Origin of the sequence: Amycolatopsis sp. w19 (assembly GCF_051373225.1) — a bacterium.
Lineage (GTDB): Bacteria > Actinomycetota > Actinomycetes > Mycobacteriales > Pseudonocardiaceae > Amycolatopsis > Amycolatopsis japonica.
Map to the genome: position 1 here is coordinate 211,576 of NZ_JBPQFM010000011.1, position 12,890 is coordinate 224,465.

Genomic DNA, 12,890 nt, shown 5'->3' on the forward strand with positions numbered 1-12,890 from the left:
GTGCTTTCCCCTATTTCTTCGGTTTGCCGGTCACCTCTTCGGCCAGCGAGTGCAGCGGCATCAGCGCGGCGGGGTCCCCGCCCACCTTGAGGGCGCGGGCGGTGAGCAGGCGGTACAGCTCGTCGGCGGCCTCTACCAGGCGGGCCGCGCGTTCCGCGGCCGAATCCTCGTCCGCATCGAGTTCGGTGAGCGCCGCCGCGAGAACCTGCTCGGCGTCACGCTGCTGGCGCTGCGCGACAGCCGTGACCAGGCCGTCGACCGGGGAGACCAGGGTGCGGCGGCGGTCGGCCGGATCCGGATGCGTGCGCAGGGCGCCCCGCTCACGCAGCTTTCCGACGGCGGCGGAGACATGGCTCTGCGCGAAACCGGTGCGCGCGGTCAGCTCGCTGATCGACAGCCCCGGCGCCTCGACGACCACCGAGATCAGCACGAGATAGATCTCCGGCACCTCGGGATCGGCGTCGTCGCGCATGCCCCGGGAGGCGAGCTCCATCAGGTGCTTGCCGAGCAGGTAAAGCTCACCGGCCTTCATATCGGAAACGATACATCTAAAACGATGTATCTCGCCAGGTGCTTCCGGGGTGACGGCGAGTGCCGCCACCCCGGCCGGTTCGTCAGCGGCGGCCGCTGAGGGTGGTGGAACCGGCGTAGCGGGCCTCGGTGCCGAGTTCCTCTTCGATGCGGATGAGCTGGTTGTACTTGGCCGTGCGGTCGGAGCGCGACAGCGAGCCGGTCTTGATCTGACCGCAGTTGGTGGCGACGGCGAGGTCGGCGATGGTGGTGTCCTCGGTCTCGCCGGAGCGGTGCGACATCACCACGGAGTAGCCCGCCTTGTGCGCGGTCTCGACCGTGGTGAGGGTTTCGGTGAGCGTCCCGATCTGGTTGACCTTCACCAGGATCGAGTTCCCGATGCCCCGCTCGATACCGTCGTTGAGCAGATTCACGTTGGTGCAGAAGACATCGTCGCCGACGAGCTGGACACGATCGCCGATGGTGTCGGTGAGCTGCTTCCAGCCGGTGAAGTCGTCCTGGGCGACACCGTCCTCAATGGACACGATGGGGTAGCGCGACGTCAGGTCGGCGAGATAGGCCACGTGCTCCTCGACGCTGCGTTTGCGTCCCTCGCCGGTGTAGTCGTAGACGCCGTCGGTGTAGAACTCGGACGCGGCCGGGTCGAGCAGCAGGGCGATGTCCTCGCCGGGGGTGTAGCCGGACTGCTCGATGGCGCGCAGCACGAACTCGAGTGCTTCGTCCGCGGAGCTGAGGTTCGGCGCGAAGCCGCCTTCGTCGCCGACGTTGGTGCCGTGCCCGGCTTCGCGCAGCGACGCGCGCAGGGTGTGGAACACCTCCGAGCCCATGCGGACGGCGTCGGCGAAGGTTTCCGCGCCGAGCGGGCCGATCATGAACTCCTGGAAGTCGATCGGGTTGTCCGCGTGCGCTCCGCCGTTGATGATGTTCATCATCGGCATCGGAAGCAGATGCGCGAACACGCCACCGACATAGCGGTACAACGGAAGTCGCTTGGCGGCCGCGGCGGCTTTCGCCACGGCCAGCGAAACGCCGAGAGTGGCGTTGGCGCCGAGCCGCGCCTTGTTCGCGGTGCCGTCGAGAGCGATCAGCGCGCGGTCGACGTCGGCCTGGGCTTCGGCGTCGAGCCCGACGACCGCCTCGGCGATCTCGGTGTTGACGGCGTCGACGGCTTTGCGGACACCCTTGCCGTGGAAACGGGTCTTGTCGCCGTCGCGCAGTTCGACGGCTTCCTTGGTGCCGGTGGAGGCGCCCGACGGCACGGCGGCCCGTCCGAGCGAGCCGTCCGCGAGTTCGACGTCGACCTCGACGGTCGGGTTGCCCCGGCTGTCGAGGATCTGACGACCGTGGACGCGGATGATCGCGGTCATGTGCACTCCTTGCCTGGTCGCGCCGCCCCCGGTGAGCAGCGGGACGTCCGCGAGGCTAGCAGAGAATCCCTGAATCGATCCCGATCTCTGACCAGGCAATTCAGGTCATGACATAGGACCCAGGGCCGACTGGCGCCAGGCAGGATCGGTCCTCGGTCCGACGCGTGCGGATGCCCCGTCGGGATGGACTGGCGAGCGATGTGATCACGCTCGACAGGAAGAAGACCTGATGATCCAGTTCGACCGGCTCACCAAACGACGAGGATCGGCGACGATCCTTTCCGACGTCGGTTTCGAAGCGCGTCCGGGCCGCGTGACCGGCTTCCTCGGGCCCAACGGCGCCGGGAAATCGTCGACCCTGCGGATCCTGCTCGGGCTGGACCGGCCGACGTCGGGGACCGCGCTGGTCGACGGCGTTCCGTTCGCCGGGCTGCGGGATCCCCTCCGCAAGGTCGGCGCCGTACTCGACGGCTCTGGGGCGCATCGCTCGCGCACCGGCCGGGCTCATCTGAACTGGGTCGCCGCGGCGGGCGGCATCCCGCGCGGCAGGGTGGACGAGGTCCTCGCGGAGGTCGGACTGTCCACCGCCGCGGGCAAACGCGTCCGCGGCTACTCGCTGGGGATGGGTCGTCGGCTGGCCCTGGCGGCGGCGCTGCTGGGCGATCCCGAGGTACTGGTGCTCGACGAACCGGTCAACGGCCTCGATCCGGAAGGCATCCGCTGGATCCGCGGTTTCCTCCGTGCGCGGGCCGCGGCCGGGCGGACCGTCCTGCTTTCGAGTCATCTCATGGGAGAACTGTCGGAGACGGTCGACGACGTCGTGGTCATCGACCGCGGCAGGATCGTCGCGCGGGGAACACTCACGGAAGTCGTCGGCGGGCACCGAAGCCTGGAGGACGCCTTCTTCGCGCTCACCACGGGGGCGGCGCGATGAGGGCCTATCGGGGAGAACTCCGCAAGCTCACTTCGCTGCCGTCGGTCTGGGCCGCGGTCGCGATCGGCGTACTGCTTCCGGCCGCCCTGACGTTCCTCAACGCAAGGGCTGCGGGCAGCAACGTGGATCTCGGATTCCAGGAACTCGCGTTCGGCGTGGTGGGCGCGATCATCCTGGGCGTCGTCGCGGTGAGCAGCGAATACACCACCGAGGGGGAGAACGCCGGCGGCGGACGCCAGATCACCACGAGCCTCACGGCCGTGCCGTCCCGGTGGCGATTGCTGATCACGAAACTGGCGGCGGTGATCACCGTGGTCGCCGCACTGGCGACGGTTTCCTCGACGATCACCCTCGTCATCGTCGAGACGCTGGGCGTGAGTGATTTCGGGCGCCTGCCCGGAGTCGTCCTCTACTGGGTGCTGACGGCCCTGCTCGCGTCCGGCCTGACCCTGGTGACGCGCAACGGAATCCTGCCGCTCACCGTGCTGATCCTGAACACGTCGGTGGTCACGGTCACCTACCTGCTCACGAAACTCACGCCGCTGGCCGCGTTCTTCCCCGACCTGGCCGGATTCCGGATGTTCATCGAGCGAGTGGATCTGCCCGTCCGGCTCTCGCCGGTCACCGGGGGCCTGGTGATGACGGCCTGGGTCGCGGCGCTGCTCGCCGCGGGCTTCCTGGTCTTCCGCGGGAGGGACGCGTGACGGGCGGCCGGGCGATCCGGGCCGAGGTCCTCAAACTGCTCAGCCTGCCGGCGACGTATTTCACCCTGCTCGCCGCCTTGGGGGTTTCGGCGATCCTCGCGACCGCGTTCTCACGACAAGGCGTCTCACCCGTCGGCTACACCCAGGCCGGGTTCCTCGTTCTCGGCGTCGTCGCGGCGACGTCGGAGTACGGCGGCGGCCAGATCCACCGGACCCTGACCGCCATGCCCCGCCGGATCACCTTGCACCTGGCCAAAATGACCGCACTCCTGATCGTGGCCGTCCCGGCGGCCGTCCTGACCGCGCTGGCCGGTGGACCGTGGTCCGACGTGGTGGGAGCGAGCGCCTACCTCGCACTCACCACGGTCTTCTCCGCCGCCGTCGCGACGGTCGTGCGGTGGAGTGTCCCGGCGGTGGCCGGGCTGCTCGGGTACTACTTCATCGCGGGCCCGCTTCTCCGTGACCGGGCCGCTTTCGCGGACTACCTGCCGGACGCCGCGAGTCACGACGTGCGCTCACTCGGCGGCTCGGCCCTCGTGCTGGGCTGGGCGCTCGTCGCGGTGGGGATCTCGGCGATCACCTTCCACCGGCGGGACGCTTGACCGCGCGCGGGGCCACGAGGCCCAGGTCGTACGCCGTGATCACCAGCTGAGCGCGGTCGCGGGCCGAAAGTTTGCTCAGGAGCCGGCTGATATGCGTCTTGACCGTCTTGACGGAGATGGTCAGCGTCTCGGCGATCTCGGTGTTGGACAGCCCGCGGCCGACGAACGTGAGGATCTCGATCTCCCGCTGGGTCAGCCCGGCAGGCGGGGGCGGGCTGCGGTGCGGCGGCGCCGTGACGTAGTGCTCTATCAGCCGGGTGAGGATGGCGGGCGCGAACAGGGACTCGCCGCTGTGCGTCCGGCGGACGGCGGTGAGAAGCTCGTCCGGTTCGGTGTCCTTGAGCAGGAAACCGCTCGCTCCGGCGCGGAGCGCGCCGTAGACGTACTCGTCCAGTTCGAACATGCTCAGCACGAGGATCCTGGTCCCGGCCAGGCCGGGGCAGGCGCCGATCTCCTGGGTGGCCACGATCCCGTCCTGGCCGGGCATGCGGATGTCCATCAGCACGACGTCCGGGCTCAGCCGCCGCGCCATTTCCACCGCTTGGAGCCCGTCCTCGGCCTGTCCGACGACGACCATGTCCGGTGTGGCGTCGATGATGATCGCCAGGCTGTGCCGCAACAGCCGCTGGTCGTCGGCGAGCAGGACCCGGATCGGTGGCTGTTCGGTCACCGGCGTGCTCCGTCCGGAAGTCGTGCGGTGAGGCGGAATCCGGTTCCGGCCGGCGCCGCGTGCAGATCGCCGCCGAGGATCTCGGCACGTTCCCGAAGTCCGGCCAGGCCGTGGCCGGCGCCGGTGGCGGGGGACCAGGTGCTTCGCGGCCCGTCGTCCTCGACGGTCACGACGATCGTGTCGCCGTCGCGCCTCAACCCGACGCGAGCGGTCGTCGGTCCGGCGTAGCGCGCGGTGTTCGCGACGGCTTCACGGACGATTTCGCAGACAGTCGCTTGTACCCCAGGGGAAACGTCCCCGAGTTCGCCGACGTCCAGTCGTGGTTCGAGGCCCAGCGGGCGGACGGCCTCGACGATGGCGGGAAGATCCGACAGGTTCAGCACGGGCCGCAACGGCGCGCCGCGCTCGTCAGGGTCGCGAAGCACGGCCAGCATGCGCCGGAGTTCGGTGACCGCGTCCCGGCTCGTCCGCTCGATGTCGACGAGCGCCTGTTCGCGCTCCGCTTCCCGGACTTCGCCTTGAACCCGCCGTGCCGCGCTGGCTCGCAACGTGATCACGCCGAGACCGTGGGAAACGATGTCATGGAGCTCCCGGGCGATCCGGAGCCGCTCATGCTGCGTGGCGTGCTCGGCCGCCCAACCGGTGAGGCGTGCTTCGTAGTCGAGGCGCCGCTTGCGCGCGCGGACCACCGTCCACGTCGTCACGCCGATGGCCGTGGCCACGACGAGAATCGGCACGACGACCGCGCCAGGCCCGTTCGCGCCGACGGCCAGCAGCGCGACCGCGGCCACGACCAGCACCGCGGAGGCGACCAGCCACGCACGCGATCGCCATTCGGGGCGGTCCGGCGGTGTCATCACCGGCCATCGTATTACCGGCGGTGCTCAGGCCGCGTGCGCCAGCGTCAGCGCGCCACCCGCCGCCGAAAGCAGCAGGACGGACCAGCGGACGGACCGTTCACCGACCCGGCGGCTCAGCGCTCGCCCCAGCAGATCGCCCGCGAGTGCGGCGACCGCGACCGCGAGGAGCACGCTCACGGGCACCTCCACCCAGCCGAGGCTCGGCAACGCGACCAGGCCGAGCAGGAAGAAGTAGATCGACAGCGTCCCGCGGGTCTCGTCCGCGCCCCAGCCCGCGCTCGCCCCGTACACCGCCACGGCGGGACCGGAAAGCCCGGCGACGGAGTTCATCGCCGCGCTCAGCACGCCCGCGCCGACGGCCGCCGTTCTGCCCGCCAGCCGTCTGCTGGTGACACCGCTCGCCAGCACACCGACGGCGAGGACACAGCAGCCGCCCGCGGCGAGCAGCAGCGGCCGTGCCGGGACATCGCGGACCGCGAGCGCGACGACCGGGGTGAACACCACCGCGGGCACCGTCAGCCACGCGACCTGCGTCCACCTGATCGCCCGCCAATGGGTGATCGCGACCGCGAGATAGACCGGGAAGCCGAGCAGCAGGGTGAGCCGGACGGCGTCGAGCGGGCCCAGCGCCAACGCCAGGAACGGTACGCACAGCAGGGAAAGCCCCATCCCGGAAAGGCGCTGGGCGACGACCCCGGCCGCCGCCGCGAGCGAGGTCATGGCCAGGGTTCCCACGAGTCCATTGTGGAGCCGGGCGCTGGGTGCCGGTAGCCGTCGCCTGGTGAAGACGTCATAGCCCAGCGCTATGAGCGGCGAAGGAGGTCGGGTGTTGTGAAGGTGGCTTTCGTCGCGTCGGATGTGGGGAAAGTCCCCTTCGGCCCGGGCTCTGAGGGTTCGCGACACGCTATGACCGCGAGCAGGTTCATGATCTACGACGGCACGTGGTGAGACCTTCACGGACCACCGCCTGGTGAACTGGACCCGTCGAACACGCGGGTTCTGGCACTTCTGGCCGTTCCAGCCGTGCCGCACGCTCAGCGTCACTGCTTTGGAACAGACGGGAGCGTGAGATGAAGATCGGTGTCCCTCGTGAAGTCAAGAACCACGAGTACCGGGTCGCGGTGACGCCCGCGGGCGTGCACGAGTTCACTTCGGCCGGGCACGAGGTGTTCGTCGAGCGCGGAGCGGGCGAAGGATCCTCCGTGCGCGACGAGGACTACGCCGCCGCCGGCGCGAAGGTGCTCGACAACGCCGACGACGTCTGGGCGACCGGAGACCTCGTGCTCAAGGTCAAGGAGCCGATCGCCGAGGAGTACCACCGCCTGCGCCGCGATCAGCTGCTGTTCACCTACCTGCACCTCGCCGCGAGCGAGCCGTGCACGCGGGCGCTGCTGGACGCGGGCACGACGTCGGTGGCGTACGAGACGGTGCAGCTGCCGAACGGGTCGCTGCCCCTGCTGTTCCCGATGAGCGAGGTCGCCGGACGGCTGGCCCCTCAGGTCGGCGCGCAGACGCTCATGCGCGCCAACGGCGGGCGCGGGGTACTCATCGGCGGTGTCTCCGGGGTGGCCCCGGCGCGGGTGGTCGTACTCGGCGCCGGTGTCGCGGGGATGAACGCGGTCGCCGGCGCGGCCGGGACCTGGGCCGACGTCGTCCTGTTCGACAAGAACGTCGACAAGCTACGCGCCGCCGATCGGATGTACCAGGGCCGGATCCGCACCGCCGCGGCCAACGCGTACTCGATCGAAGAGGCGGTGCTCGAAGCCGATCTCGTGATCGGCGCGGTGCTCGTGCCCGGTGCCAAGGCGCCGAGCCTCGTGTCGAACGATCTCGTGTCCCGCATGAAGCCGGGCAGCGTGCTCGTCGACATCTCGGTCGACCAGGGCGGCTGCTTCGAGGACACGCGGCCGACGACGCACGCGGAGCCGACCTTCCAGGTGCACAACTCGGTGTTCTACTGCGTCGCCAACATGCCCGGCGCCGTCCCGCACACCTCGACGTACGCGCTGACGAACGTCACGCTGCCGTACGCGCTGGAGCTGGCGAACCACGGTCTGTCCGGCGCCGTCGCGCGGTGCCCGGAGCTGCGCGGCGGGGTCAGCACGGTCGACGGCAGGCTGACGTCCGCGCCGGTCGGCGAGGCGCTCGGAATCGGCTCCGTTTCGCTCGACGACGTGCTCGGCTAGGTGGTGCGGGCCGGGATCCGGAGTTAGGTTCAGATCCCGGCCCGTCGCCGAAAGGGAGGTGCCGTTGCCGCGAACGTTGATCGAAATCGACCGGACGTCCGCCGAGCCGCTCTACCGGCAGGTGCGGCGCGCCATCGAGCACGGCATCGCGATCGGCACGTTCGATCCGGCGCACCGGCTGCCGAGTTCGCGTGAGCTGGCCGCCGAACTCAGCGTTTCCCGCAACACCATCAACCTCGCCTACCAGGAGCTGGTCGCCGAGGGGTTCGTGGAAAGCCGCGAGCGCAGCGGGCTGTTCATCAACGCGGAGATGCGGCCGCACTGCGCGGTGCAGGAGCGCGGCACCAGCCCGGCCATCGACTGGAGCGCGCGGGTGCGCCGGTATCCGGACGCCGGTGTGCCGCATATCGAGAAACGCCCGGACTGGCACACCTATCCGTACCCGTTCCTCGCCGGTCAGGTGGACGTCACCGCCTTTCCCGCGCGGTCGTGGACCCGCTGCCTGCGTGACGCGCTGTACCGGCCGCACGTGTTCCCGAGCCTGCAGGACAGCGTCGGCTCCGACGACCCGATGCTGGTCGACCTGATCTGCCGTCAGCTGCTCACCGCGCGGGGGATCGAGGCCGACCCGTCCGAGGTCCTGATCACCGTCGGCTCGCAGCAGGGGCTCGACCTGCTCGGCCGCGCGCTGCTCGGGCCGGACAGCGTCGTGGCGATGGAGAACCCGGGCTATCTCGACGCACGGCACATCTTCCTGCGCACCGGCGCCGGGCTGCGCGGCGTCGACGTCGATCAGAGCGGCCTGCGCCCGCCGGACACGCTCGACGGCGTCGACCTGCTCTACCTCACCCCGAGCCACCATCACCCGACGAACGCGACGTTGAGCATCGGCCGCCGCCGAAGGCTGCTCAGCCTCGCCGCGAGTGCGGGCACGGTGCTCGTCGAGGACGACTACGACAGCGAATTCCGGTACCACGGCAGCCCCACGCCCGCGCTCAAGGCGCTCGACGGCACCGGTGACGCGATCTACCTCGGCACCTTCTCCAAATTCCTCTCGCCCGGCCTGCGGCTGGGATACCTGGTCGGCCCGCGCGAACTGGTGCGGGAGCTGCGGGAGATCCGGCGATACGTGCTGCGGCATCCGCCCGGTCACCTCCAGCGGGCGCTGGCGTTGCTGATCGACAGCGGCGAGTACCACCGTTCCCTCCGCCGGTATCGCACGAAACTGATGCGGAAATGGGAGGCGACCTGCGCCGCGGTCACCGAACACCTGCCGTGGACGCAGACGGCGTATCCGCCGGGCGGGGTCAGCCTCTGGATGACCGGACCGTCCGAACTGGACTGCCGGGCGCTGATGGAGCGAGCCGAGCGCGACGGCGTCCTGATCGAGCCCGGCGACATCTTCTTCGTCGGGGACGACCCGTCGAAGAACCATTTCCGGATCGGGTTCGCGGCCGTCCCCTTGCGCGACATCGACCCCGGCATCCGTCTGCTCGGTGAGGCCTGCCGCGACCTGATCGCGTAACTGGTACCACCGCGCCGGACCGTTCTGGACCTGTTCTGGCGGCCAGACGTGCCGCAGTGTCTGGGGATCGCTCGTGAGCCAGGACACGTCGCCAGGAGGTCCGTGTGGTGGAGTTCGTTCGAGAAGCCGATTTCGTCGCGCTCGGTGGCACCGTCCTCACCCTGGACGCGGCGGGGAGACGGGTGCGCGCACTGGCCGCGAGCGGCGGCCGGATCACCGCGCTGGGTTCCGAACGGGACATCTCCCGGCTGATCGGCCCGGAGACCACCGTGCTCGACCTGGCCGGACGCACGGTGATCCCCGGTTTCGTCGAATCCCACAACCATCCGGCGTTCTTCGGGATGACGCTGGCCGCGCCGGTCGACGCCGGCAGCCCGCCCAACGACACCATCGCCGACATCGTGGGCCGGGTCGCGCAAGCGGCGAAGGAGCTGGGCCCGGGGGAGTGGATCCGGGGTTTCCGGTACGACGACACGCTGCTCGCGGACGGCCGTCATCCGACCCGCGCGGACCTCGACCCCGTCTCCGGCCGCAATCCCGTGGTGCTGACCCATGTTTCCGGTCATTTCTGCACCGCGAACTCGCTCGCCCTGCGCGAGGTCGGGATCACCGCCGAGACCCCGGACCCGCCCGGCGGGCTCATCATGCGCGACGCCCGTGGGGAGCCGACCGGTGTGCTCGTGGAGACGGCGGCCTTCCTCGTCACGTCCCGGCTGCCCGGGCAGAGCGCGGGCGAACTGGCCGACGCCCTCCTCCTGGCGGACGAGGAGTATCTCGCCAACGGCGTGACCTCCGTGCACGACACCGGGATCGGGCTCATCGGCGGAGCGGCGGAACTGGAGGCGTACGCGCTGCTGAGGCGCGCCGGGAAGCTGCGTGTCCGGGTGCGCGGCTACCTGTTCGACGGTCTGCTGCCCGGCCTCGACGAAGGCCGGCCGGAAGCGCCGGAAGCCCAGGTGGACGACAAGTTCGCGATGACGGGGGTGAAGATCGTCGCGGACGGCTCGATCCAGGGCAAGACCGGCTGTCTCGCGGAGGGTTACACCTGCGCCCCGGACGAGCACGGCATGATGCTGCTCGAACCCGCCGACCTCGGCCGCCGGATCGCCGCGCTCGACGCGGCGGGCTGGCAGGTCGCCGTGCACGGCAACGGGGACGCGGCGATCGACGCGATCATCGACGGCTACTCACGGCTGGGCTCGCCCCGAGGGACCGGCAGGCGGCACCGGATCGAGCATTGCCAGACGGTGCGCGAAGACCAGCTGGACCGGATGGCCGCCCACGACGTCCTCGCGTCGTTCTTCATCAAGCACGTCTACTACTGGGGAGACCGGCATCGCGACGTCTTCCTCGGGCCCGAGCGGGCGCGACGGATCAGCCCGCTGGTCTCGGCTCGCTCGCGTGGAATCCATTTCGGACTGCATTCGGACACCCCAGTGACACCTGTGCCGCCGCTGGAGGGGATCTGGTGCGCGGTTCGCCGGATCACCAGGCAGGGCAAGGTACTCGGCCCCGAACAGGCAGTGGACGTCGACGCCGCGTTGCGCGGCTACACGATCGACGCCGCCTACCTCGCGGGAGAGGAAGACATCAAAGGCAGCCTGGAGATCGGGAAACTCGCCGATCTCGCGGTGCTGTCCGGCGATCCCACCACGGTCGCCCCCGACCGGATCCGCGAGCTGACCGTGGACGCCACCGTCAGCGGCGGCGAGATCGTCTGGCGGCGCGAGACGACGGGAGCACGACGATGATCCGCAGCTGGCCGAGTGTCCTCATAGGACTATTCGTCCCCGCTTTCGCCCTGCTGGCGGGAATTCTGCTCCTGTCCGGATCGACGGCGTCGGTGCTGGGCATCCCGGTGCTGTTCTTCTGGGTGTTCTGCTGCTGCCCGCTGACCACCCTGTGCCTGTGGATCAGCTGGCGTTTCTTCGACCGCGCCCACTACCCGGAGGACGACTGATGCTGATCGCGATCGTGGCGGTGGTGATGGCGGGCTCGATCGGGCTCGCGGTGTGGGCCGGACGGTCCACGCGCGGCGGCGGGATCTCGGAATTCCTCGTCGGCGGCCGGTCTTTCCCGGCGTGGCTGGTGTACTTCCTCGCGGTGGGCGAGGTGTACAGCATCGGGACGATGATCGGGTTCCCGAGCGGGATCTACGCGCACGGCGCGAGCTACGGGATCTGGTTCCTCGGCTACATCCTGCTCGCGTACTCGCTGGGCTACTTCCTGGCCCCGCTGGTGTGGCGGGCGGCGAAACGGTACGACGCGATGACCGTGCCCGACGTGTTCGGACGGCATTTCGGCAGCAGGCGGCTCGAGCTGATCACCTGCGTGACGATGCTGATCGCCCTGGTCCCGTGGGGGCAGTACCAGTTCATCGGGCTCCAGGTGGTGCTGAGCAACCTGGGGCTGCGGCTGGATCCGGTGCAAAGCGTGGTGCTGGCGGGCATCGTGGCGTTCATCTACATCGCCGTCTCCGGTGTGCGGTCGCCCGCGTTCGTCTCGATCCTCAAGGATTTCTTCATGCTGCTCGGCGTCGTGCTCGTCGGGGTGGCGGTCGTGATCGCCGCCGGCGGTACCGCGAAGGTCAGCGGACCCGAGGTGCTCAGCGCGGCTCAGACCACGATGGGCGGCTCGGAACTGACGTTCGCGATGACGACGATCCTGTTCCAGAGCATCGTGTTCTATCTCGGCTTCGGTGGCGCGTACGTGTTCCCGGCCCGCTCCGAACGTGCCGTGAAGAGTTCGACCGTGTGGATGCCGATGTACATGCTGATCTACCCGTTCCTGGTGCTGGCCGCGTACTACGGCGTGCGCGCGCACCCGGACCTGAAGAACCCGAACACGGTGTTCATGGTGACAGCCAAGGGTTTGCTGCCCGACTGGCTGCTCGGACTCGTCGCCGCCGGCGCCGCGCTCTCCGGTGTGCTCGTGCTCGCGGCGACCGCGCTCACCATCGGCGGCATGGTCTGCCGCAACCTCGCGCCGAACGTCCCGGCGGCGGCGCAACGGCGGTGGACGGTCGTCGCGGTGGCGAGCTTCCTGGTGCTGGCGGCGGTCCTGACCCTCGTCGCGTCGACGTTGATGCTCACGATCCTGAACCTGACCTACAACCTGCTGGCCCAGGTCGTCCCCGGCTGGCTCGCGATCCTCTTCGTGCGCCGGGTGCGGACGGCCGCGGTCGCCGCCGGGATGATCGCCGGAGTGTTGACCGCGATCGCCCTGTACGTCACCGGCGCGACGTTCGGCGGCTTCAACGCGGGTCTGGTGTCGCTCGGGGTGAACCTGGCCGTGGTGGTGGCCTGGAGCTTGGTGAAACCGGACGTGGCGCGGACACCGGTGGCGCGATCGGCCGAGAGTGCCCCGGCCGCCGAGGCGGTCCCCTCCCTCAGCACGTGACCAGAGACCGAACTCGCGTGATCGAGGACGGAACTCGCGTGATTGGAGACGGAACTCGCGGGTGATCCGCCCGGAATCACGTGAGATCCGGCGCCAAGCACGCGAGATCCGG

The 12,890-nt window shown here is 69.7% G+C and carries 13 protein-coding genes; 8 read left to right on the forward strand and 5 right to left on the reverse strand.

Annotated features, from left to right (window positions below; all coding sequences use genetic code 11):
* Positions 1 to 10 precede the first annotated feature (10 nt).
* On the reverse strand, positions 11 to 532 hold the full coding sequence (locus ACSMFO_RS22595) for a MarR family winged helix-turn-helix transcriptional regulator (RefSeq protein ID WP_436460400.1): 522 nt from the start codon (positions 530 to 532) through the stop codon (positions 11 to 13).
* A gap of 82 nt (positions 533 to 614) precedes the next feature.
* Positions 615 to 1,898 carry a phosphopyruvate hydratase gene (gene eno / locus ACSMFO_RS22600; RefSeq protein ID WP_073844078.1) on the reverse strand — a complete coding sequence of 428 codons (1,284 nt, stop codon included), beginning with the start codon at positions 1,896 to 1,898 and terminating at the stop codon, positions 615 to 617.
* Between the two features lie 229 nt (positions 1,899 to 2,127).
* Between eno and ACSMFO_RS22605 the strand changes: the two genes are divergently transcribed.
* From ACSMFO_RS22605 to ACSMFO_RS22615, 3 genes are read left to right on the forward strand one after another with little or no spacing between them, the layout of a single operon-like run.
* Entirely contained in the window at positions 2,128 to 2,832 is a 705-nt protein-coding gene (locus ACSMFO_RS22605) for an ABC transporter ATP-binding protein (protein ID WP_436460401.1), read from the forward strand.
* Positions 2,829 to 3,536 carry an ABC transporter permease gene (locus tag ACSMFO_RS22610; protein WP_436460402.1) on the forward strand — a complete coding sequence of 236 codons (708 nt, stop codon included), beginning with the start codon at positions 2,829 to 2,831 and terminating at the stop codon, positions 3,534 to 3,536. Before ACSMFO_RS22605 ends, ACSMFO_RS22610 begins: the two co-directional genes overlap by 4 nt.
* Entirely contained in the window at positions 3,533 to 4,138 is a 606-nt protein-coding gene (locus tag ACSMFO_RS22615; protein ID WP_436460403.1) for a hypothetical protein, read from the forward strand. The genes ACSMFO_RS22610 and ACSMFO_RS22615 overlap by 4 nt, the downstream gene beginning before the upstream one ends.
* Here ACSMFO_RS22615 and ACSMFO_RS22620 read toward each other — a convergent pair.
* From ACSMFO_RS22620 to ACSMFO_RS22630, 3 genes are read right to left on the reverse strand one after another with little or no spacing between them, the layout of a single operon-like run.
* Positions 4,113 to 4,808, reverse strand: a complete 696-nt coding sequence (locus tag ACSMFO_RS22620) for a response regulator (RefSeq protein ID WP_436460404.1) — start codon at positions 4,806 to 4,808, stop codon at positions 4,113 to 4,115. The genes ACSMFO_RS22615 and ACSMFO_RS22620 overlap by 26 nt on opposite strands.
* Complete coding sequence (locus tag ACSMFO_RS22625) at positions 4,805 to 5,665, reverse strand: sensor histidine kinase (RefSeq protein WP_436460405.1); 861 nt, start codon at positions 5,663 to 5,665, stop codon at positions 4,805 to 4,807. The genes ACSMFO_RS22620 and ACSMFO_RS22625 overlap by 4 nt, the downstream gene beginning before the upstream one ends.
* 27 nt (positions 5,666 to 5,692) lie before the next feature.
* Positions 5,693 to 6,403: a sulfite exporter TauE/SafE family protein gene (locus tag ACSMFO_RS22630; RefSeq protein WP_350586482.1), complete on the reverse strand. Its 711-nt coding sequence runs from the start codon at positions 6,401 to 6,403 to the stop codon at positions 5,693 to 5,695.
* A 335-nt stretch (positions 6,404 to 6,738) separates the two neighbouring features.
* On the opposite strand from ACSMFO_RS22630, the gene ald reads away from it, so the two are divergent.
* From ald to ACSMFO_RS22655, 5 genes are all read left to right on the forward strand, one after another.
* Positions 6,739 to 7,854 (forward strand): alanine dehydrogenase, encoded by a 1,116-nt coding sequence (gene ald / locus ACSMFO_RS22635; protein WP_436460406.1) that lies wholly within the window; start codon positions 6,739 to 6,741, stop codon positions 7,852 to 7,854.
* Positions 7,855 to 7,918: 64 nt separating this feature from the next.
* The gene (locus tag ACSMFO_RS22640) at positions 7,919 to 9,379 is read left to right on the forward strand and encodes a PLP-dependent aminotransferase family protein (protein WP_436460407.1); all 1,461 of its coding nucleotides are present in this window, start codon (positions 7,919 to 7,921) and stop codon (positions 9,377 to 9,379) included.
* A gap of 104 nt (positions 9,380 to 9,483) precedes the next feature.
* A complete protein-coding gene (locus ACSMFO_RS22645; protein ID WP_436460408.1) occupies positions 9,484 to 11,130 on the forward strand; it encodes an amidohydrolase in 1,647 nt (548 codons plus the stop codon).
* Positions 11,127 to 11,339, forward strand: a complete 213-nt coding sequence (locus ACSMFO_RS22650; RefSeq protein ID WP_037339284.1) for a DUF3311 domain-containing protein — start codon at positions 11,127 to 11,129, stop codon at positions 11,337 to 11,339. The genes ACSMFO_RS22645 and ACSMFO_RS22650 overlap by 4 nt, the downstream gene beginning before the upstream one ends.
* Positions 11,339 to 12,778 (forward strand): sodium:solute symporter family protein, encoded by a 1,440-nt coding sequence (locus tag ACSMFO_RS22655; RefSeq protein WP_360091273.1) that lies wholly within the window; start codon positions 11,339 to 11,341, stop codon positions 12,776 to 12,778. Before ACSMFO_RS22650 ends, ACSMFO_RS22655 begins: the two co-directional genes overlap by 1 nt.
* The last annotated feature ends 112 nt before the right edge of the window (positions 12,779 to 12,890 follow it).